This window comes from Actinocorallia aurantiaca (assembly GCF_039533685.1).
GTDB classification, from domain to species: Bacteria; Actinomycetota; Actinomycetes; order Streptosporangiales; family Streptosporangiaceae; genus Actinocorallia; species Actinocorallia aurantiaca.
Genome location: NZ_BAAATZ010000007.1, coordinates 87,768 through 109,310 on the forward strand (window position 1 = coordinate 87,768; position 21,543 = coordinate 109,310).

Consider the following 21,543-nt stretch of genomic DNA (forward strand, 5'->3'; position numbering starts at 1 on the left):
CTTCGTTCACTGCGTTCGCTTCGTCAGGGTGTGTCTGTCAGGACAGCCGGAGCTCGTCGTCGATGAGGCGGTACAGCTCGTCGCCGGTGGCCTCCTCCAGCGCCCCCGAGGGGTCGCCGAACCGGGCCAGCAGGGCGCCCAGCCGCAGCGCGGCCGGTTCCCGTTCGGCTTCGGCGGCCCGCTCCAGGAGGTCTTCCAGCCGGTCGAGTTCGGACAGGAGGGCCGGGCCCTCCGGTTCCGGCGCGGGTGCCAGCAGGCCGAGCAGGTGCTCGGTGACCGCCTGCGGGGTCGGGTGGTCGAAGGTGAGGGTGCCGGGCAAAGTCAGGCCGACCGCCGCGCCGAGCCGGTTGCGCAGCTCGACCGAGGCGAGCGAGTCGAAGCCCGACTCCTGGAAGCCGTGGTCGGCGCGTACCGCCTCCTCGTCCGGGTGGCCCAGGACCGCCGCGGCCGTGGCCCGCACCAGGCGCAGCAACCTGCGCCGCCTCTCGTTCTCGGGGAGCTCGGAGAAGCCGTCCGGGAGCCCGCCGCCCGCGGCGCGTGCCGTGACCGCCTGGCGGCGGGGCGCTGCCAGGCCGCGCAGCACCGGGGAGGCGGTGTCATCGAGGCCGCCCAGGTCGAGGCGGGCCGGGACGAGTGTCGGGTCGGGGCCGTCGAGCGCGGCGTCGAGGCGGGCCAGCGCCCAGTCCGCGGACATCCCGGTCAGCCCGCGCCGGGCCATCCGGGTGAGCTGCGCCTCGGTGAGGTCCCCGGTCATCGCACTGGCCTGAGCCCAGCGGCCCCAGGCCAGGGAGAGCGCGGGCAGCCCGCGGTGCGCCCGGTGCGCGGCGAGCGCGTCCAGGAAGGTGTTGGCCGCCGCGTACCCGGCCTGACCGGGGTTGCCGAGGACGCCGACCGCCGAGGAGAACAGCACGAACTCGGCGAGGTCGTGCCGTTCGGTCAGCCGGTGCAGCCGCCAGGCGGCGTCGGCCTTGGTCCGAAGCACCTCGTGGACCTGCCCGGGGGCCAGGCCGGCGAGCAGCGCGTCGTCGAGCGTGCCCGCCGCGTGGAACACCGAGGTCACGCGGTGGTCCTCCAGCAGCCGGGTCAACTCGTCGGCGGAGGCGGTGTCGGCGGCGACCGCCCTGGCGTTCGCGCCCAGCTCCGCCAGGTCGGCGAGCAGTTCGGCGGTGCCGGGGGCGCCGGGGCCTCGCCGGGAGGCCAGCAGCAGGTTCCGGCGTCCGTGCTCGGTGACCAGGTGCCGGGCCAGCAGCCCGCCGAGGGTGCCGGTCCCGCCGGTGATCAGAACGGTGCCGTCGGGATCGGGCACGCGGGGCAGGGTGACGACGAGCTTGCCGGTGTGCCTGGCCTGGGAGAGCCGCCGCAGCGCCTGCGGGGCATATCGGACGTCCCAGGACTCGACCGGCGGCGGGACGAGGTCGCCCTGCCCGAACAGGACGGACAGCTCGGCCAGGAGCTCCCCGATCCTGCCCGGGTCCACCTCGAACAGGTCGAACGGCAGGTAGCGCACCGGGACGTCGGCGGGGTCGCGCAGGTCGGTCTTGCCCATCTCCACGAACCGGCCGTCCGGGCCGAGCAGCCGCAGCGAGGCGTCGGTGAACTCGTGGGCGAGCGCGTTGAGGACCACGTCGAACGGGCCCGTCCGGGCGAACCGGTCGGCGAACTCCAGGTCGCGGGAGGATCCGACGTGGTCGGCGTCCAGCCCCGCGGCGAGCAGCAGCGGCTGCTTGGCGGGGCTCGCGGTCGCGAACACCTCCGCGCCCAGGTGGCGGGCGAGCTGCACGGCGGCGGAGCCGACGCCGCCGGTCGCGGCGTGGATCAGCACCCGCTGCCCCGCGCCCAGGCCGCCCAGATCGACCAGACCGTAGTAGGCGGTGAGGAAGGCGACCGGGGCGGCCGCGGCCTCGGTGAACGACCAGCCGGGCGGGACGGAGGCCAGCAGCCTGCGGTCGGTGACCGCGACCGGGCCGAGCTGCCCCTGGATCAGGCCGAAGACCCTGTCTCCGGGGGCCAGGCCGCGCACGCCGGGGCCGGTCTCCAGCACGACGCCCGCGCCCTCCGCCCCGATGCGGGCCTCTCCCGGGTAGACGCCCAGGCCGATGAGCACGTCCCGGAAGTTCAGCCCGGCGGCGCGCAGCGCGACCCGGACCTCGCCCTCGGCCAGGGGCCGGTCCGCCTCGGGGGCGGGCAGCGCGGCCAGGGCGTCGAGGCTGCCGCGCTCGGTGACGTCCAGCCGCCACGGGCCGTCCGGCGGGACGAGCGCGTCGCCGGGATGGCGGACGAGCCGGGGAGCCAGCAGCTCGCCCTGCCTGGCGGCGAGCTGCTCCTCCCCGGAGGCCAGGGCCGCCGCGATCGTCCCGGTGCCGGCGGGGTCGTCGAGGTCCAGCAGGACGATCCGGCCGGGGTGCTCCGCCTGCGCGGTGCGGACCAGACCCCACAGGCCGGACTCCGCCAGGTCCGGGACGTCCTCGCCGTGCCGGACGGAGACCGCGCCCCTGGTGAGAACGGCGAGCTTGCCTTCGCCCTCTTCCAGCCAGGTCTGCAGCAGGCCGAGGGCCTGCACGGTCGCGGTGTGGACGCCTTCGGGCAGGGGCGGGGCCGGACGGCGTTCCGGCAGGGCCGTGAAGCCCGTGTGGAGCGCCCCGTCCCACAGGACCGTCCAGCCGTCGTCGACGGCCGTGCCGGATGGCTCGACGGGCGTCCAGTCCAGTCGGTGGGGGCGGTCGGCGTCGCGCCGGCGTCCCGTCGCTGCCTGGCGGAAGGCGATCTTGCCGATGGTGAGGACGGACCGGCCCTTGGTGTCGTGGGCCTCGAGCGAGACGGCGCCCTCCCCTTCGGGCGTGATCGTGACGCGCAGGGAGGTCGCGCCCGTCGCGTGGACGGTCACGTCCGACCAGGCGAACGGAATCCGGGTCCGGTCGTCGGTGAACACCACGCCGACGACCGCGTGCAGTGCCGCGTCCAGCAGGGCCGGGTGGACGGCGAACCCGTCCGCCTCGCCGTCCAGAGAGACCTCGGCGAACGTCTTGTTCCCGTCCTTCCAGACCGCTCGCAGGCCCTGGAAGGACGGCCCGTACTCGTATCCGCGATCCGCGAGCCGCTCGTAGAGACCCGTCACGTCGACCGGGGCGGCTCCCTCCGGCGGCCAGGTTGTGAGCGGCTCCGGGGCGTCGTGGGGTTCGGCCAGGGAACCGGAGGCGTGCCTGGTCCACGGCCCGTCCTGGACGCGGGAGTACACCGTGACGGGCCGGGTTCCGTTCTCCTCCTTGCCGGACACGACCTGGAGCGTCACGTTCGTCTCCGCCGTCAGGACGAGGGGCTGCTCCAGGGTCAGCTCGGCCAGCCTCCCTCCGGGCTGGAGCGCCAGGTCCGCCAGCGCGGTGCCGGGCAGAAGGACCTCCCCGAGCACGGCGTGGTCGGCCAGCCACGGGTGTGCGTTCAAGGACAGGACGCCGGTCAGCACGCCGCCCTCGCCGTCCGCGCGCTCCAGCTCGCCGCCGAGCAGCCGGTGCCCGGACGGGGTGAGCCCGACCGACGCCGCGTCCCGGGCGGGCGCGGGCGACAGCCAGTGGCGGCCGCGCTGGAACGGGTAGGTCGGCAGGTCCGCGACGGGGCCGTCGCCGTGCAGCGCCGCCCAGTCCACCCGCTCTCCGGCGACGTGCAGCGCGGCCAGCGCCCCGGCGAACGCCTCGGGTTCCGACCGGTCCTTGCGAAGCGCCGGGACGATCACCTTGCCGCCGGCGAACTCGTGGGCGAGGGCGGTGAGCGTCCCGTCGGGCCCCAGTTCCAGCAGCGCCGACACGCCGAGCTCCTCGGCGGCCTTCACCCCGTCGTGGAACCGGACGGCCCCCCGGATGTGCCGGACCCAGTAGGCCGGGTCGGTCAGCTCCTCCGCGAGCCGCCCCGTCACGTTGGACACGACGGGGATGCGCGGCTCGTGGAAGTCCAGCCCGGCGGCGACCTCTCCGAACTCGGCGAGCGCGGGCTCCATGTGCGCGGAGTGGAAGGCGTGGCTGACCCGCAGGACCCGGCTGCGCCGTCCGCCCTCCCGCCACCTCTCCGCGAGTTCCTTGACCGCGTCGGCGTCGCCGGACACCACGACCGAGGACGGCCCGTTGACCGCCGCGAGGTCGATCCGCCCGTCCAGGAACGGCCCGACCTCCTCCTCGGTCGCCTGGAGCGCCGCCATCGCCCCGCCCTCGGGGAGCGCCTGCAGCAGCCTGCCGCGCGCCGCGACCAGCTTCGCCGCGTCCGCGAGGGACAGCACCCCCGCCGTGTGCGCGGCGGCCAGCTCCCCGACCGAGTGCCCGAGCAGCACCGCCGGGCGCACCCCCGCCGCCTCGACGAGCCGGAACAGCGCCAACTCGATCGCGAACAGCGCGGGCTGGGTGAACTCGGTCCGCTCCAGGACCTCCTCCGGCCCGTGGAACACCACTTCCCGCAGCGGACGCCCCAGCAGCGGATCGAAGTGCGCGAAGACCTCGTCCAGCGCGGCGGCGAACACCGGCGACGCCGCGTACAGCTCCCGCCCCATCCCCGCCCGCTGGCTGCCCTGCCCGCTGAACAGGAACGCCGTCCCGCCCCGCTTCGCCGCCTCCCCGACGAAGACCCCGGGCGCCTCCCCGCCCGCGGCGAGCACCCCGAACCCGCCCGGATCCCCCACGACGACCGCCCGCCGCCCGAACACCGTCCGCGTCCCGGCCAGCGCCCGTCCCACGGCCCCGGCGTCGGCTCCGGCCTCCAGCAGCCCCCCGACCCGGCGGGCCTGCTCCCGCAGCGCCGCGTCGTCCTTAGCCGAAAGCACCCAGACCGGAAGGATCTCCCGGGCCTCACCCGCCGCGTCATCGGAACCCGATGCGGCATCGGCCTGCACCGAAGGAGCCCCTTCCCGAAGGGCTCCGCCGTCGTTCGAGGACGGCGTCTCGGCCGAGAGGGCCTCTCGCTCCCGGACCCCGTCCGTCGCGGGGCCTTCGGGAAGCCCTGTGGGCGGGGTCCAGGCGAGGAGAGGGGCCGCAAGGGGCGCGGGAGTCGGGGTCGGGGGTTCTTCGAGAATGACGTGGGCGTTGGTGCCGCTGATGCCGAAGGAGGAGACGGCGGCGCGGCGGGGGGTTTCTCCGGGGTGCCAGGGGGTCGGTTCGGTGAGCAGGCGGAGAGCGCCGCTCGACCAGTCGACGTGGGGGGTGGGCTCGTCCACGTGGAGGGTGGCGGGGAGTTCGCCGGCGCGCAGGGCCTCGGTGAGGGCGATGACGCCGGTGATGCCCGCCGCGGCCTGGGTGTGGCCGAGGACCGACTTGACCGAGCCCAGGAGGAGGGGGGCCCGGCGGTCGCGGCCGTAGGCCGACAGCAGGGCCTGCGCCTCGATGGGGTCGCCCAGGACCGTGCCGGTGCCGTGGGCCTCCACCGCGTCGACGTCGGCGGGGCTCAGGCCCGCGTCGGCCAGGGCGTCGCGGATGACGCGCTCCTGGGACGGGCCGTTGGGGGCGGTCAGGCCGTTGGACGCGCCGTCCTGGTTGACGGCGCTGCCGCGCAGCACCGCCAGGATCGTGCGGCCGTTGCGGCGGGCGTCGGAGAGGCGCTCCAGCAGGACCAGGCCGACGCCCTCGGACCAGGCGGTGCCGTCCGCGGCGGCGGCGAACGGCTTGCAGCGGCCGTCGGGGGCCAGGCCGCCCTGGCGGCTGAACTCGGTGAACATGCCGGGGGCGGACATGACCGTCGCGCCGCCCGCCAGCGCCAGGTCGCACTCGCCGTCGCGCAGGGCGCGGGCCGCCAGGTGCAGCGACACCAGCGACGAGGAGCAGGCGGTGTCGACGGTCAGGGCGGGGCCGGTCAGGCCGAGGCTGTAGGCGAGGCGGCCGGAGGCGACGCTGATCAGGCTGCCGGTCAGGGCGTGGCCCTCGTAGCCCGGAGGGGTCTCGTGCAGGCGGGTGCCGTACTCCTGCGGCATGACGCCGACGAAGACCCCGGTGCGGCTGCCGCGCAGCGAGGACGGGTCCAGGCGGGCCCGTTCCAGCAGCTCCCAGCCGGCCTCCAGGAGCAGGCGCTGCTGGGGGTCCATGGCGGCGGCCTCCCGGGGGCCCACCCCGAAGAAGGCCGCGTCGAACTCGTCCGCGTCATGGAGGAATCCGCCCTGGTCCACGTCGCTGGTGCCGGGGCGTGCCCGCTCGCGCGGGGCGTGCAGGGCGTCCAGGTCCCAGCCGCGGTTCACGGGGAAGCCCCCGATGGCGTCGCGTCCTTCGCGCAGCAGCCGCCACAGCTCCTCCGGCGAGTTCGCGCCGCCCGGCCACCGGCCGCTCGCCGCGACGATCGCGATCGGTTCGGCGGACGGGCCCGCTGCCGCCCCAACGGCCTCCCGGTCTCCGGCCAGGTAGGAGGCGACCTCCCGTGGGGTGGGCCGGTCGTAGGTGAGGGTGGCGGGTAGGGTCCTGCCGGTGGCGGCGGCGAGCCGGTCGCGGAACTCCACCGCGCCCGCCGAGTCCAGGCCCAGGTCGCGGAAGGCGCTCTCGGGGTCGAGGTCGGCGGCCGACCCGTGGCCGAGGACCACGGCGGCCGCGCCCAGGACGAGCTCCAGCGCCTCCTTCCCGGACAGGGCCTCCGCCTGTTCCGGCTCCTCCTGCGGCTCCGGCGCCTCCTCGGGTCCGGGCACCGGGAACGAGGCGGACGGCTCGTCCCGTCCGGGCAGCGGCACGCCATCCGGCCAGAAGGAGCGGCGCTGGAACGGGTACGTGGGAAGTTCCACGGGCGGTCCTCCGGCGGGCCGGCCCACCGGTCCGCCGAGCGTCTGGACCCGGCCGAGGGACGTCAGGAACTGCCGCAGGCCGCCCTGCTCCCGGGCGAGGGTGCCGACGGCGACGGCTGCGTCACCGGCGGCAGCGTCATCGGTGGCGGCCAGGATCTCGCCGAGCGCGCCGGTGAGGATCGGGTGCGGGCTGACCTCGGCGAACAGGCCGTACCCGTCGGCGGCGGCCTGCCGGACGGCCCGCTCGAACCAGACCGGCTCCCGCAGGTTCCGGTACCAGTAGGAACCGGTCAGGCCGGTGGTGTCGAAGGCCCCGCCGGTCACCGTCGAGTAGAAGGCGATCTCCGAACGGGCGGGGCGCAGCCCGGAGAAGACCGTCAGCAGCCGCTCCCGCAGCGGTTCCACCTGCCGGGAGTGCGAGGCGTAGTCGACCGGGATCTCACTGACCCGCACGCCTTCTTCCCGGTAGCGGGCCAGCAGCTCCGCGAGGGCCTCGCGTTCGCCCGCGACGACGGTCGCGGCGGGCCCGTTCACCACGGCGATGCTCAGCCGCCCGTCCAGCCGGGCCTCGATCTCGGCCGCGGGCAGCGCGACGGCCGCCATCCCGCCGGTGCCCGAGATCGAGGCGATGGCCCTGGCGCGCAGCGCGCTCAGCGCGGCGGCGTCCTCCAGCGAAAGCGCCCCCGCGACGTGGGCGGCGGCGACCTCCCCCTGGGAGTGGCCGATCACCGCGTCCGGTTCCACGCCGTGTGCACGCCACAGGGCGGCCAGCGCGACCATCACCGCGAACAGCGAGGGCTGGACGACGTCCACCCGGGCCAGCGCCTCCGGGTCGGCCAGCGCCTCGGTCAGCGACCAGTCCACGTACGGTTCGAGCGCGGCGGCGGCCCTGTCGAGTTCGCGCCGGAACACCGGGGACTCCTCCCGCAGCCCCAGCGCCATCCCCGGCCACTGCGAACCCTGGCCCGGGAAGACGAACAGGGTCTTCCCCCGCTCCCGTGCCGTGCCGCGCACGAGCCCGGCGGCCTGGCCCCCGGCGGCCAGCGTCCGCAGCCCCGCCAGCAGTTCCTCCCGTTCCCCGACGACGACCGCCCGATGCGCGAAGTGCGTCCGGTGCCCCGCCAGAGTCCGCCCGACATCGGCGGCCTCCAGTTCCGGACGGGCCTCGACCGCGTCGGCCAGCCGCACCGCCTGCGCGCGCAGCCCCGCGGGATCACGCCCGGTCACCAGCCAGGACACGACCGGGGCGTCCCCACCGGCCTCGGCTCCATCCTCGGATTCCGCGACCCCGGTGTGCGGTGCCGAGCCTTGTCCCTCCCGGAGCTCGGCCAGGGCGGTACGGCGGGGTTCGAAGTTCGGCGGTTCGGCGACGACGAGGTGGCAGTTGGTGCCGCCCACGCCGAAGGAACTGACGCCCGCTATCAGGGGCGCGTCAGGCCGAGGCCAGGCTCCGGTCTCGTGCTGGACGGCCAGGCCGAGTTCGTCCAGGGGGATGCGCGGGGACGGCTCGGTGAAGTTCAGGCTGGCGGGAAGGGCGCGGTGGCTCAGGCTGAGGACCACCTTGAGCAGGCCCGCGATGCCGGCCGCGCCTTCGAGGTGGCCCACGTTGGTCTTGACCGAGCCGACGCGCAGCGCCGTCTCGGGCGTCCGTCCGGCGCCGAGTGCCGCGCCGAGCGCGGCGGCCTCGATCGGGTCGCCGACCGGGGTGCCGGTTCCGTGCAGCTCGACGTACTGGAGGTCGGCGGGGGCCAGGCCGGACGCCTCCACCGCCTGGCGGACGGCTTCCTCCTGGGCCCGGGCGCTCGGTACGGTCAGCCCTTCGGTGGTGCCGTCGTTGTTGACCGCGCCGCCGAGGATCACCGCGTGGATCCGGTCCCCGTCCGCGAGCGCGTCGTCGAGCCGCTTGAGCAGCACCAGCCCGCCGCCCTCGCCCCGGACGTAGCCGTTGGCCCGCGCGTCGAAGGTGAAGCAGCGCCCGTCGGGCGAGAGCCCGCCGAACCGGTCGGCCACCAGCCGGGACTCCTCGCCGAGGATGAGGTTGACGCCGCCCGCGAAGGCCAGTTCACTCTCCCCGCGGCGCAGGCTCTCGCAGGCCAGCTGGACCGCGACCAGCGCGGAGGACTGCGCGGAGTCGACCGTCAGGCTGGGCCCGCGAAGGCCGAGTGCGTAGGAGACGCGGTTGGCGATCAGGCCCCGGTTCAGGCCGGGAAGCGAGTGCCTGGTGACCGCGCCGGCCCGGCGCACCAGCCCGGCGTAGTCGGAGGCGATCGCCCCGACGAACACCCCGGCGGGGCGTCCGGCGAGCGCGGCGGGAACGATGCCCGCCCGTTCCAGGGCCTCCCAGGCCAGTTCGAGCACCAGCCGCTGCTGCGGGTCGAGCGCGGCGGCCTCCCTCGGCGAGATCCCGAAGAACGCGGCGTCGAACAGGTCCGGCCGTTCCAGAAAGGCGCCGGATCCCCGCGCCCCATTATCGGAGACGGCACTCTCACCCTTTTCAAGAATTCGCCAGAAGGATTCCGGATCAGGCGCCCCCGGAATCCTGCACGCCAATCCGACGACCGCGACGGGAATAACGCCACCCATATCTGCTCCTTGGCCGACCAGACCATTCATCAAGTCGAGTCTGCGCCTCGGGCAAGGGTTTTCACCACCCTTAACAACCCCTAGAAACCCCTAGCAGAGGAGGTCACAGGAATTCCGCCAGATCCAATCGGCGAGAAACACCGAGCTTGCGGTAGATACGGGTGAGGTGCTGTTCGACGGTGCTGACCGTGACGTACAGCCGGGAGGAGATCTGCCGGTTGGACAGCCCCTGCGCGGCGAGGGTGGCGACCTTGAGCTCGGCCTCGCTGAGCACCACCGAGGCCCGGGACACGCCGTGGGCGCCCGCCGGGACCTCCTCTCCCTGCCCGGGGTCGGAGGGCAGTCCGCAGGACGCGGCGATCGCGCGCGCCCTGGCCCCCGCGGCGAGGGCGCGCGCACGATCGCCTCCGGCGTCCCTGGCCTTGCCCAGCGCGCTCAGCGTGCCGGCCAGCTCCAGCCGGTCCCCGGCCTCCTCCAGTACCGCCGCCGCCTCCTCCAGCAGAGCCCCCCGCCGGCGCGGGGTGCCGGCTTCAGCCTGGAGCCGCAGGGCCAGCCCCCGGGTGCGGGTGCGCCCGGCGCCCAACCGGTCCAGCCGGTCCAGCTGCTCCTCGGCCAGCGCCAGGGCCTCGCGGCGGCGGCCGAGTTCGAGCGCGGCCCGGCCCGCCCCGATCCGCCAGGCCGCCAGGCCGGGCAGGTCGACCTCCCAGCGCCGCATCCGCTCGCCGCACTCCAGGAATTCGGCGAAAGCGCTCTCCGCATCTCCGGCAGCGAGGCGAAAATATCCGCGAGCCGCCAGATAATGCAGTCCAGCAGGCGTCTCGAACATCGTCGGAGGAACCGGGACGGCAAGGTAGCGAAGCGCGTCCTCATTCTTTCCCATCACCGCCTTGGCCGAGATCATGATGGCGAAGGGAATGCCGATCGCCACTCCCCAGCTCTGCCACGAGATATGCGTCAGCGCCGTTCTCACCGCCTCCACCGCGGCCGGGAGGTCGCCCTGCCGGAAGGCGCTCTCGGCGCGGATCGCGGCGAAGGCGCCGAGCCAGACCGGGTCGCAGTGCGCGGTGGTCTGCTCCAGCAGCGGCTCGCACCAGCGGGCGGCCCTGTCCGCGCGGTCGGCATAGACGAGCGTGGCGAGGGAGGCCAGCAGCGGCTCCAGCGCGCCGGAGCCCATCGGGCAGTCGCCGAGCACCCGTTCGGCCCGGGCCACCGCTTCGTCCCCGGCGCCGGTGGACATGAGCTCGCGCAGCGCGTCCAGGCCCTCGCAGATCGGGGGCGGCGAGGCGCACGCGTCCCGGGACGGACCGAGGAGACCGGGGTACCAGCAGGACGCCCAGTCCCGCAGGGATCGGACCGTTCCTCTCGGGTCGGGTCCCGACTCCAACTCCGCCAGGGCGAGTGCCGCCTCTTCGGGGTGCCCGGTCCGCACCAGGCTCTTGACGGTGGCCGGTGTGATCGGGGGGGCATACCGCATGGTCCGTCCTCACTGTTGCTTGCGACGTGCTCGAGGCACGCCGCCTGGCGTCACCCGGGGCACCCTGCAGCAGTGAGGGTTGCCGGCCAGCGAGCCGGGGCTTGGCGCTGGCGCTCCTTGCCGAACATCGCCAGAATACACACTAATTAAGTAGGAAAACCATAGATCCATCCCGTTTTCGTTGAATCTTCACCCCTCCCCGGCTCAGCGGAGGAGGGACAGGGAGTCCAGGTCCAGGGCGTGGTCGGCGTGGCGGGCGGTCATGGTGCAGAACATGTCGTCGCCGCGGTCGGTGCGCTCCACGAGCATGGAGGCGCCGATGGACATGGTGATGCCGTGGAAGGCGTGTTCGCGGTAGGAGGTCCAGCAGTCGTCCCAGGTCAGGGGGATGCCACTCGCGGCCAGGGAGGCGTGGTAGCGGCGGACGAGGGCGTGCTCGCAGGCGCGGCGGGTCTCCGTGGGGAGACTGGAGCCCAGGAAATAGGACAGGTCGGACAGCGGGGACCCGTAGGTGCAGGTCTGCCAGTCCACGATGTAGGGGCGGGAGCGGCCGAACAGGAGGTTGTCGGCGCGGAAGTCGCCGTGAGTGAGGCTCGCCGGACCGGGACGGGGAGCCAGGTAGGCGGCCATGCGCGGGAGGAAATCCTCGATGAGCGCGAGGATCTCGGGGGTCAGGCGCTCGGCGTAGCGGTCGCGGAAGCCGTCGTACAGGCCGGTGACCATCGCCGCAGTGAACTCGGAGGAGGCCGCGTCGTGGCGGTTCAGCCACGGGAGGGCGGCCAGGTCCGGGGAGTCCCAGCCGGCCGCGTGCAGGATCGCGAGCTCGTCCACGGCCGCCGCGGCCTCCTCGGCGGTGACGCCGGCGAGCTGGTCGCCCGGGCGGGCCGGGGCGAGGTCCTCCAGGATGACGGTGTAGTCGTCCTGTCCGGGCTCGTATGCGCTGAAGTGGCAGACGGGGATCGCGGCGGCCAGCCCCTGCGCCAGGTGGGTGTAGAAACCCGCCTCGATCTCGTAGGTGCGGATCGCCCTGGCCGCGGCGCGGCTCGCCGGGTCGAGGGCGGGGACCTTGGCGACCAGGGTGGCGGGCAGGTCCACGGGCCGCTCGTAGGCGAGGTTCAGGCGGAAGGTGTCGGAGACCTGGCCGGTGCCGACGGGAACGGCGTCGACGCCGGTCACCTTCACTCCGGCGAGGCGGGGCGCGAGGGCCTCGGTCAGCCAGGCGGCGGTCAGGCCGTGGGCTCCGGGAAGGGCGGGGGCGGTCATGACCGGTCCTCCTGGTCGTCGGCGGAGTTCGGGGAAGGCGCCCAGTCGTGGTCGCGCCACCCCGGCGGCTGGTGCCATTCGGTCCAGCCGTGTCCGGTGCGGCCGTCCTCGGCCTCGAAACGGCACAGGGCTCGCGGGAAGTACGCGAGGACGCCGTCGGGGGAGGTCACCGCGACGGGCGCGAACGCCGTCGGCGTCGCGGTCATCGGCGCGCCCTTCAGCCCGAGCCGCGAGTACTCCGGCAGGTCGTCCGGACCGAAGACCGTCTCGGCGCGGAAGCCGTCGAGGTGGACCGGACCCTCCTCACGCGCGGCGGTGAACGACGGCCATTCCATGGGGAAGCCGACGTTGGCCTGCATCCCGTGGAACCAGGTGCCGTCGTCGAGCCGCCCCGAACTCCACAGCCAGGAGACCGACCACCAGTCCCGCTCTCCCCACGAGTGGTCCCGCTCCCCCGAGGCGGTGACGTCGAAAGTCTCGTCGCCCACCCGGACCGTTCCCGAGACCGTGCAGGGGATCTCGTAGCGCGGCAGGTCCTTGTACGGGTACGCGCCGCCGACGGTGTCCCATTCGAGGTCCAGGACGAGCCTCGTCGTCTCGGTCCCGCCGAGGTCTCCGTAGGCGTCCGTCGCGGACGCGAGCACGTGCGCGACGGCGTCCAGGCTCACGCGGGCGGGGCCGAACGGTTCCGGGATCTCCTGCGAGGCCCGGTAGGAGTCCGTCCGCACCGCCGTCTCACCGGGGGCGGGCAGCGGGGCGTCGTCGTCCGCGACGATGACGAGCGGGTGCCCCGGCCTGGCCACGCAGGCCCAGTACCAGGCCCGTCCCCAGTTCGGGTAGAGGCCGAGCCGGACGTACCCGCCGAGCGAACCGTCCTCGGTGGCGAAGTCGAAGTAGTAGGACTCGTTCCACAGCATCCCCTCCCCCGGAGCGTGCCGTGACTCGTCCTCCTCCGTGAGTCGCCAGGTCCCGTGTTCCACGATCCTCACCATGCGGTCGCTCCTCCTCAGACGGACGCATGACGTTGTTCGCCGAACGATGTCACAAGAGCCAACAAAATAGAACAGAGTTCAAAAACCAGAATGATGAAGACCCCTGCGCGGTAGTACACGTTCCCGGCAAGGGCGGCTCGACGGTCGCTCGGAGGGTGCCGGACGCACTCGGACGGGAACGCGGGCAGGGCCCCCGCCCCCGCGCCTCGCGGTGGGGGCGGGGGCCCTCGCTTCTCCGGCCGTGCGGCCCCCCTCGTTCCTCAGTCCTCGGCCGGAGCGGGGAAGGCCAGGACGATGAGCGTCGCGACGGCCGAGGCGATCGCGCAGCCCAGGTAGAGCGTGTGGAAGTTGTCCAACGGGAGCCGGTCGGCGGACATCACCGCGGCCAGGGCGGCGATGCCCAGCGCGCCGCCGAGCTGGCGGGCGGTCATGTTCATGCCCAGGCCCGCGGCGAACTGGATGGGCGGCAGGCTCGTCGCGGCGACCACGCCCAGGCCCGTGATGGCCAGGCCCAGGCCGCCGCCGCCCAGCAGCGAGGCCGGGACCCAGGCCGCCCAGAAGTCCGGTTCGGCGCCGAACAGGTCGGTGGACATCATCGCGCAGCAGGCGGCGAACATCGCGGTGCCCAGGGCGATGACCCAGCGGTGCTTGCCCTGGTCGTTCACCCGCCCGGCGATCACCGAGGTCACCATGGAGGCGAAGGCGCCGATGGACAGCGCGCCGGCGCTCTCCATGATGCTCCACCCCCAGATGCCGGTGGTGAACAGCGCGCCGGAGAGCAGCCAGGCGAACATCGGGGCGCCGAAGACGAAGTAGGCGACGTTGCACATGGCGAAGCGGCGGCTGCTCCACAGCCCGGTCTCCACGGCCGGGGACGGGTGGCGGCGCGAGCGGGCCAGGGCCGCCAGCGTCAGGGCCACCCCGCCCAGGAGCAGGACGAGGGTGAGCGGGTCGAGCCAGCCCCAGCGGTCGCCCTCGGTCAGCCCGGCGACCGCGGCGCCCAGGCCGACGGTGAGCAGGACGGTGCCCAGGACGTCGGGGAACGCGCCGCCGGGGGCCTCGTGCCGGGGCAGCGCCCGCAGGCCCCCGACCAGCAGGAGCAGCCCGACCGGGAGGTTGATGAGGAAGACCGCCCGCCAGTCGAACTGCTCGACCAGCACGCCGCCGAGGGCGGGGCCGACCACCGCGGAGAACCCGGAGATCGCGGTCCAGGCCGCGACCGCCTTGAAGAGCCGCTCGAACGGGGTGTTGGCGATGATGAGGGCGAGCGCGCTCGGGATCATCCCGGCCGCGAAGGCGCCCTGGAAGACCCGCCCGCCGACGAGCACGGCGGGGTTCGGGGCCAGGGCGCACACCAGCGAGGCCAGGGTGAACCCGGCCAGCGCGATCATGAACACCCGGCGCCGGCCCAGCGCGTCGGCCAGCTTGCCCGCGGGGGTGAGCAGGGCCGCGAACATGATGGCGTAGGCGCTGGCCACCCACGTCAGGGTCGACATGGGGGTGTCGGGGTAGTCCGCCAGGATGTCGGGGAAGGCGATGTTGACGACCGCGAGGTCGAGGAAGGCCATGAAGGTCGCGCCGGAACACAGCGCCAGCACCAGCCCCGGGTTGATCTGCTTCGGGGGCGCCTCGGTCTTGGGGACGGTCTCCGATGTCATCTGGCTGTGCCTCTCTGGGGGGAGGGGAGGGTCAGGGAAGGTCCCCCGGCCCGGTGGCCGAGGCGCGCAGCCGGGAGAGGATCCCGGTGCGCGAGCGCTGGTAGGCCGAGGCGTCGTCGAGCAGCAGCGCCGCCGAGTTGGCGGCGGTGGCCAGCGCGTCGAGCTCGAACACGAACTGGTCCAGGTCGACGTCCTCGACGAGCTGCCCGAGTTGCAGGGCGTCCCGCGCGGTCTGGCGGCACAGGCCCAGCCAGTCGCGCCGGGCCTCGGCCAGCAGGTCGCGGATCCGGCCGGGCCGGGCGTCGAACTCCGCGCCGGCCGCGTAGAAGAAGCAGCCGCCGGGGAACACCCGGCGTTCGGAGTACTCCAGCCAGCCCTCGCACAGCCGGACCAGCCGCGGCAGTCCGGGCGCCGCCCGGAAGGCGGGCTCGACGACCTCCCGCGAGAAGACGTCACGGGCCGCCGCGATCACCGCGACCTGGAGCTCCTCCTTGGAGCCGAAGTGCGCGAACAGCCCGCTCTTGCTCACCCCGAGGTCGGTGGCGAGCCGCCCGATGGACAGGCCCTCCAGCCCGTCGAGGGAGGCGATGGCCATCGCGTGGTCGAGGATCCGCTGGCGGGTCTGGTCCCCGCGCACCACTCTCCGGTCCCGTGTCATGTCAGTCCGTCCCCGTTCTCTGGAGTCTCGTCAGCACCCCGGCCCGCCACTGGTCGGCGAGGGCCGGCCCGGAGACCATATGCAGCAGGAGGCCGGGGTCGTAGTCCCGGGCGAAGCTGGTGGTGAACAGCTCCCGGACGGTGGGGGCCGCGCCGTCGCGGGCCAGCAGCCGCAGGACGCCGCCCGACGGCACCCTTCCGGGGCGCAGCACCCGCAGATACCAGCCGCACAGGCCGCTGGAGATCATCTGCGCGACGGCCTCCTTGCGCCCGGCGCGCAGCGCGAACTTGTGGCAGGGGCTGCGCGGCTGCGACACCTGTACGCGCGCCTCCCCCCAGGCCCAGATGTCCCCGATCCGGACCGTCCACTCGTCCTGCCCCGTCACCGAGGCGTTCTCGCCGACCCCGCCGGGCTCCAGGTCGTAGCCCTGGGACGTCCAGTAGGCGTAGTGCGCCGCCGGATACATGTAGACGGCCTTGTCGGGGCCGCCGTGCACGCTCAGGTCCGCCTGCCGGTCGCCTTCCAGACCGGTCTCGCCGAGCTCGAGCACGTCCGCCGCGACCGGCTCCTTGCGGATCGCGCTCAGCACCCGCCGCGGGCCGTCGCCCAGCGGTGCGGGCATGCCGACGAACAGCCCGTTCACGGTCAGCGTCTCGGGCTCCATGGCCCTCCGGGAGGGTTCCTGAGGTGTCACGGCCGAAACTATACGTACGGTCGTTCTATTTGGTCAACGACGAAATTCCTGCTTCTGACCACTTGATAGAACGACCGTACGTTCTTACACTTCCGGGAACATCAACTTTCCCGATCATGACTGGAACCGATGCGACCCTCAGCGAGGACGCGGGACGAGCCGGCGCCCCGTCGTCACCTCGATCGCCTCCAGCGCCAGGGACAGCTCCACCAGGTCCCGGGGCGAGGTGACCGACCGGCCGGTGAGCCGCTCCAGCCGGCGCAGCCGGTGCAGCACCGTGTTGCGGTGGCAGTCCAGCACGGCCGCGGCCCGGGAGGCGCTGCCGTCGGCGGCCAGCCACGCGCTCAGGGTGTCGAGCAGGACGTCCCGGCTCGCGGCGTCGAGCGCGAGCACCGACGCCAGCACCCGGTTGCGCAGCCGCTCGGCCAGATCGGGGTTCAGCCCGAGCATCCCCGCGGAGAGCCTGTCCTCCAGCGAGACCACGCCGCGCCCGTCGGCCAGGGTGCGGCAGGCCAGGTCGGCCAGCTGGCGCGCCCGGCCCAGCTCGGCCAGGTCGTCGACGACGATGCTGATCGCGGTGAGCCTCCCGGGCCGGCTGCGGAACGCCGCGAGCAGCGCCTCGACGGGCAGGTCCCCCAGCACGGCCAGCCCCAGCGCGGTCTCGCCGTGCATGCGCCAGACCACCCGGATGTCGCCCACCCAGGACGACAGCTCGGCCGGGCGCATCGGCGGCCCGCCCGCGGCGGGCCGGTGCGCCATCACCGCGTACCGCCCGCCGGGCTGCAGCGCGTAGGCCTGCTCGACCGTGGCCACGAACCCCGCGTCGGTCTCGCCGTTCAGCAGGGCGTCCAGCAGGTGGCCCGCCGAACGCTGGTCGCGCACCTCCTCCTGGACCGTCCGCAGCGCGTTGACGGCGACGTCGGCGTGCTCGTAGGCGATGTCCCAGACCCGGTCGACCAGCGCGGCCGCCACCTCCGGGCGCTGGCCGTCCTGGGCCGCCCACCGGCTCACCGCGTTGGCGATGCTCTGCCCGCCCAGGTGGTAGGCGCGCTGCACGGACACGATCGGCACGCCCTGGAACGCGCGGTGCCGCCCGACGGTCCCCGGCCAGGCCAGCAGCTCGTCCCGCTCTCCCCCGAGGGCCGCGAGGCCGTTGCGCAGGGACCGGATGATGAACCTCGGCGGGTCCTGCGGCGGGATGCCGCCGTCGAGGTACACCGGCTCGGCGGCGCACAGTTCGGCCACCACCTGCTCGCCGAGCTTCTCGACCCGCTCCAGCAGCACGGCCGCGGCCCTCGCGCGGGCCCTGGACGCCGGCGCCCCTGATGATTCGTCGACCAATTGGCACACCCTTCAACAAAAAATCACTTGAAGACAATAGGTCTGTCAGATGAACACCGGTCTCCGGTTCCTTGGAACGGGATAAACAGCCCCCGGCGGCATGCCCGACCCGCCGGTAATATCCGCAGATCCTATAGGCACCGGCCCGCCGGACGCCCGGGGAAAAACCTCCGGCGGAACCCCTCACAGCCCGGCCCGGCCCGCCCTCGGCCTGCATAAATCCCCATGAGCTGGAGTTTCACACGATGGGGGAATCGTCAAGGCGTCATGCCTGTCCGCTTTTGGCACCCCCTCGCCCACGCAGCCTCCCCGCCGTTGTGCGCGCGCACATTCCCGAGGCCCGGATGGTACTCGTGCACAATTCAACGAAAAATCATTGACCCGAAATTATGCCGCGTGCCAGGGTCGGAGCACCTCGCCGGATTCTCCGTCATTCAGGGAGAAAGAATTGCAGACCGATTCAGCACCCGAATACATGCTCTCCAACGCCGACGAAGGGGAGCGGCGGCGGCTGGCCGCCATCGAGGCGGCCTACGACCCGGGCAGCAAGAGGCACCTCACCGCGCTCGGCGTCGGCCGCGGCAGCCGGGTGCTGATCGCCGGCGCGGGCGGCGGCAGCCTCGTCCGCTGGGCCGCCGAGACCGTCGGCCTCAGCGGAGAGGTCCTGGCCGTCGACATCGACCCCCGGTTCGTCCTGCCGCTGGCCGAGCACTACCCCAACGTCAGGGTCGTCCAGCAGGACGTCGTGACCCAGGACCTGCCCGGCGGCGGTTTCGACGCCGCGCACGCCCGGCTGCTGCTGGGCCACCTGCCGCAGCGCGAGGCGGTGCTGGCCAAGCTGGCCGACGCGCTGCGGCCCGGCGGCGGCCTGCTCGTCGAGGACTTCGACTGGGGCTCCTACGGCCCCGCCGAGCCCAACCCGTCCGCGGAGAAGGCCATCGAGGCGGTCTCCGACCTGGCCCGCTCCTTCGGCTTCGACACCGCCTTCGGCCGCAGGCTGCCCGGCGTCATGCGCCGCGCCGGGCTGGTCGACGTGGACGCCGAGGGCCTGGTGCTCACGCTGCGCGGGGCGACCTTCCCGCTCGAGCCGATGTTCCGCCAGACCTTCGACCGGCTGCTGCCCCACCTCATCGCCGGCGGCCAGATGAGCGAGGACGACGCCGCGGCCCTGCACCAGCGGTTCGACGACCTCGAGTACGACATGTGCACCCAGACCCTGATGTCGGTGTGGGGCCGCCGCCCCGCCTGACCGGTCCTCGCGCCCGACCCGCCACAGAGCACCACGAGCACGAAGGAGAGCCATGCGCACGCACACCCGGATCCTGGTGATCGGCGGCGGGCCCGCCGGTTCGACCGCGGCGACCCTCCTGGCCAAGCAGGGCTTCGAGGTCACGCTGCTGGAGGCGGCGGTCTTCCCCCGCTACCACATCGGCGAGTCGATCCTTCCGTCCGCGCTTCCCGTACTGGACCTGCTCGGCGTCCGAAAGAAAGTGGAGGAGCACGGCTTCGTCCGCAAAGGCGGCGCCTATTTCGAATGGGGCCCGGAGAACTGGGAACTGAACTTCGACCACCTCGAGGGCAGCGACACCTACAGCTACCAGGTGATCCGGTCGGAGTTCGACGAGCTGCTGCTCGACCACGCCAAGGACTCCGGCGTGGAGGTGCACGAGGGCGTCCGGGTGACCTCGATCGAGTTCGACGGCGAGCGCCCCGTGTCGGCCGGCTGGGACCGCGGCAAGGACAGCGCCGAGAGCGGGACCATCGGCTTCGACTTCCTCATCGACTGCTCCGGCCGCAACGGCGTCATGGCCACGAAGTACCTGAAGAACCGCAAGTACAACGAGGCGTTCCGCAACCTCGGCGTCTGGTCGTACTGGCGCGGGGTCAAGCCGCTCGACAAGGGGCCCGAAGGCGCCATCGCGGTGTGCTCGGTGCCGGACGGCTGGTTCTGGGCGATCCCCCTGCACGACGGCACGCACAGCGTCGGGCTGGTCAAGAACGCCGCCCGGTTCGCCGAGCAGCGCCGCGAGGCCGGCGGCGTGGAGGCCGCCTACGCCGAGGCGATCGAGGGCTGCGCCCGGATCAAGGACATGCTGGCGGACGCCGAGCAGGTCACCGGCGTCAAGACCGAGCAGGACTACTCCTACGCCGCCGACTCCTTCGCCGGACCCGGCTACCTGCTCGCCGGCGACGCGGCCTGCTTCCTCGACCCCCTGCTGTCGACCGGCGTGCACCTGGCGACCTTCAGCGGGCTGCTCGCCGGGGCCGGGGTCTCCAGCCTGCTGCGCGAGGAGCTCCCCGAGGCCGAGGTGCTCGCCTTCTACCAGCAGGCCTACCGCCAGGCCTACGAGCGGCTGCTGATCCTGGTGTCGTTCTTCTACAAGAGCTTCAGCCGCGAGTCGCAGTTCTTCGAGGCGCAGAAGCTCACCAGGCGCGAGCGGCACATGCTCAACCTGTACGAGTCCTTCCTCTACGTGGTGACCGGCGTGGAGGACATCGCCGACACCCGCGACAGCGCGCTCGACGCGGTGGCCCAGCGGCTCACCCAGTCCGGGCACCTGTTCGCCGGCGAGAACGAGGCCCTGGCCTCGATGCCGACCTCCGAGCAGACCGCGGTCGGCGGCGTCTACCTCGTCTTCGAGCCCCGGCTCGGGCTGCGCCGCCGTCCCACCGGACCCGCCGAAACCGCCGAAAACGCCGCACCCGCCGTGTCCGCCGGGCACGAGCCGTCCTCCCAGCCCGCCTGACCGCCCCCGAAGGGAAGACCGTGATCCAAGACCTCTCCGCCGAGAAGACCGACGCCTTCTGCCTGTCCGACGACGAGGCCGACCGGCTGCTGGCCGGCGCGCCGTGGAAGCGGTTCGCGGTGCTGGGCGACAGCCTCGCCGAGGGCCTGGGCGAGGAGACCCCCGGCTACCGCACCCTGCCGTGGGCCGACCGCACCAGGGAGGCCCTGGCCCGCCGGCAGCCCGACCTGGCCTACCTCAACCTGGGCCTGCGCGACCTGCTGGCCGCCGAGGTCCGCGAGCAGCAGCTGGACGAGGCGCTGAAGTTCGGCCCCGACCTGGCGGCCGTGGTCTGCGGCGGCAACGACCTGCTGCGCCCGCCGGTCGACCTGGACGCCGTCGAGGGCGAGCTGGACACCCTCATCGGCCGGCTGCGGGCCTCCGGCGCGACCGTCGTCACGTACTGCCTGATGAACATCATCTCGGCCTACCCCGAGCTGGAGGCGCTCAGCGAGGGCATGCAGGACCTGAACGCCCGGGTCCGCCGGGTCTCCGCCGAGCACGGCGCGCTGGTCGTCGACATGTGGGGCCACCCCGCCTGCGCGGAGAAGACGATGTACAGCTCCGACCTCCTGCACTCCTCGATGCGCGGCCACGGGCTGCTCGCCGCCGAGACCGTCAGGCGGCTCGGCCGCCACCTCTCCCCCTGAACGTCCGCCTGAAAGGAATCGCCATGGCTGGAACATCCGAATCCCCCGCGCCCTCGACGGTCAGCCAGAACTGGATCTCCAACGGACGGCTGGCCTCGTCCTGGGACCGGGGCGTCAAGAGCCGCCCCGTCGCGATGGCCTACGGGATCATCGTCTTCGGCACCGACAACCGCAAGATGTACCGGCACATGGAGCAGGTCCGCGACCTGCCCGCGGGCACGTCCGTGCTGGACGTTCCCTCCGGCGGAGGCGTGGTGCTGCTCGGCCTCCGGCCGGGGGCCGGACTGCGCTACGTCGCCGCGGACATCTCCCCGGTGATGCTCGAACGGGTGCGCGCGGAGGCGGCCCGGCGCGGGCTGGACTACGTGGAGGCCCGGCAGGCCGACGCGGGCGCGCTCCCCTTCCAGGACGGCTCGTTCGACGTCGTCGTCTCCTACAGCGGGCTGCACTGCGTGCCCGACCCGGCCACCGCGGTCAAGGAGATGGCCCGCGTCGTCAAGCCCGGCGGCACCGTCCGGGGCAGCGTCGTGGTGCGCAAGGCCGGCTTCCTGCCCGACCGGTTCATCGACCTGTGGGTGAAGATGAACATCCTCGACGTCGTCACCCCGGTGGACGAGGTGCTCGGCTGGTTCGCCGACGCGGGGCTGACGAAGGTCGCGACCGAGACGTCCGGGGCCGTCCTGTACTTCGAGTACACGAAAGCGGCGTGAG

The 21,543-nt window shown here is 73.4% G+C and carries 12 protein-coding genes and 1 riboswitch; of the genes, 4 read left to right on the forward strand and 8 right to left on the reverse strand.

What is annotated here, in order from left to right:
* Positions 1 to 37: 37 nt before the first annotated feature.
* The 8 genes from ABD327_RS10925 to ABD327_RS10960 all read right to left on the reverse strand — a co-directional run bounded on the left by ABD327_RS10925 (position 38) and on the right by ABD327_RS10960 (position 17,396).
* Positions 38 to 9,316, reverse strand: coding sequence for a type I polyketide synthase (locus ABD327_RS10925; protein WP_344450181.1), 9,279 nt, complete (start codon positions 9,314 to 9,316; stop codon positions 38 to 40).
* A 103-nt stretch (positions 9,317 to 9,419) separates the two neighbouring features.
* Positions 9,420 to 10,790, reverse strand: coding sequence for a helix-turn-helix transcriptional regulator (locus ABD327_RS10930; protein ID WP_344450182.1), 1,371 nt, complete (start codon positions 10,788 to 10,790; stop codon positions 9,420 to 9,422).
* A gap of 10 nt (positions 10,791 to 10,800) precedes the next feature.
* Positions 10,801 to 10,912, reverse strand: a riboswitch (SAM riboswitch).
* Positions 10,913 to 10,994: 82 nt separating this feature from the next.
* Entirely contained in the window at positions 10,995 to 12,053 is a 1,059-nt protein-coding gene (locus tag ABD327_RS10935; protein WP_344450183.1) for a phosphotransferase, read from the reverse strand.
* Positions 12,050 to 13,045 (reverse strand): DUF7064 domain-containing protein, encoded by a 996-nt coding sequence (locus ABD327_RS10940; protein WP_344450184.1) that lies wholly within the window; start codon positions 13,043 to 13,045, stop codon positions 12,050 to 12,052. Before ABD327_RS10940 ends, ABD327_RS10935 begins: the two co-directional genes overlap by 4 nt.
* Positions 13,046 to 13,305: 260 nt before the next feature.
* Positions 13,306 to 14,703 (reverse strand): MFS transporter, encoded by a 1,398-nt coding sequence (locus ABD327_RS10945; protein ID WP_344450185.1) that lies wholly within the window; start codon positions 14,701 to 14,703, stop codon positions 13,306 to 13,308.
* Positions 14,704 to 14,734: 31 nt separating this feature from the next.
* Positions 14,735 to 15,361, reverse strand: a complete 627-nt coding sequence (locus tag ABD327_RS10950; RefSeq protein ID WP_344450186.1) for a TetR/AcrR family transcriptional regulator — start codon at positions 15,359 to 15,361, stop codon at positions 14,735 to 14,737.
* A 1-nt stretch (position 15,362) separates the two neighbouring features.
* A complete protein-coding gene (locus ABD327_RS10955; protein ID WP_344450187.1) occupies positions 15,363 to 16,055 on the reverse strand; it encodes an MOSC domain-containing protein in 693 nt (230 codons plus the stop codon).
* Between the two features lie 138 nt (positions 16,056 to 16,193).
* On the reverse strand, positions 16,194 to 17,396 hold the full coding sequence (locus tag ABD327_RS10960; protein WP_344450188.1) for a helix-turn-helix domain-containing protein: 1,203 nt from the start codon (positions 17,394 to 17,396) through the stop codon (positions 16,194 to 16,196).
* Between the two features lie 448 nt (positions 17,397 to 17,844).
* On the opposite strand from ABD327_RS10960, the gene ABD327_RS10965 reads away from it, so the two are divergent.
* The 4 genes from ABD327_RS10965 to ABD327_RS10980 are packed head-to-tail and all read left to right on the forward strand — an operon-like array spanning position 17,845 to position 21,542.
* The gene (locus ABD327_RS10965; protein ID WP_344450189.1) at positions 17,845 to 18,645 is read left to right on the forward strand and encodes a methyltransferase domain-containing protein; all 801 of its coding nucleotides are present in this window, start codon (positions 17,845 to 17,847) and stop codon (positions 18,643 to 18,645) included.
* A gap of 52 nt (positions 18,646 to 18,697) precedes the next feature.
* On the forward strand, positions 18,698 to 20,143 hold the full coding sequence (locus tag ABD327_RS10970; RefSeq protein WP_344450190.1) for an NAD(P)/FAD-dependent oxidoreductase: 1,446 nt from the start codon (positions 18,698 to 18,700) through the stop codon (positions 20,141 to 20,143).
* A 20-nt stretch (positions 20,144 to 20,163) separates the two neighbouring features.
* Positions 20,164 to 20,832, forward strand: a complete 669-nt coding sequence (locus ABD327_RS10975; RefSeq protein WP_344450191.1) for an SGNH/GDSL hydrolase family protein — start codon at positions 20,164 to 20,166, stop codon at positions 20,830 to 20,832.
* A gap of 23 nt (positions 20,833 to 20,855) precedes the next feature.
* Positions 20,856 to 21,542 (forward strand): class I SAM-dependent methyltransferase, encoded by a 687-nt coding sequence (locus ABD327_RS10980; protein WP_344450192.1) that lies wholly within the window; start codon positions 20,856 to 20,858, stop codon positions 21,540 to 21,542.
* Position 21,543 lies beyond the last annotated feature (1 nt).

Coding starts and splice junctions, on each gene's coding strand:
- ABD327_RS10925 (WP_344450181.1), bottom strand. CDS start 9,316: ATGGGTGGCGTTATTCCCGTCGCGGTCGTCGGATTGGCGTGCAGGATT.
- ABD327_RS10935 (WP_344450183.1), bottom strand. CDS start 12,053: ATGACCGCCCCCGCCCTTCCCGGAGCCCACGGCCTGACCGCCGCCTGG.
- ABD327_RS10980 (WP_344450192.1), top strand. CDS start 20,856: ATGGCTGGAACATCCGAATCCCCCGCGCCCTCGACGGTCAGCCAGAAC.
- ABD327_RS10945 (WP_344450185.1), bottom strand. CDS start 14,703: ATGACATCGGAGACCGTCCCCAAGACCGAGGCGCCCCCGAAGCAGATC.
- ABD327_RS10970 (WP_344450190.1), top strand. CDS start 18,698: ATGCGCACGCACACCCGGATCCTGGTGATCGGCGGCGGGCCCGCCGGT.
- ABD327_RS10950 (WP_344450186.1), bottom strand. CDS start 15,361: ATGACACGGGACCGGAGAGTGGTGCGCGGGGACCAGACCCGCCAGCGG.
- ABD327_RS10930 (WP_344450182.1), bottom strand. CDS start 10,790: ATGCGGTATGCCCCCCCGATCACACCGGCCACCGTCAAGAGCCTGGTG.
- ABD327_RS10940 (WP_344450184.1), bottom strand. CDS start 13,045: ATGGTGAGGATCGTGGAACACGGGACCTGGCGACTCACGGAGGAGGAC.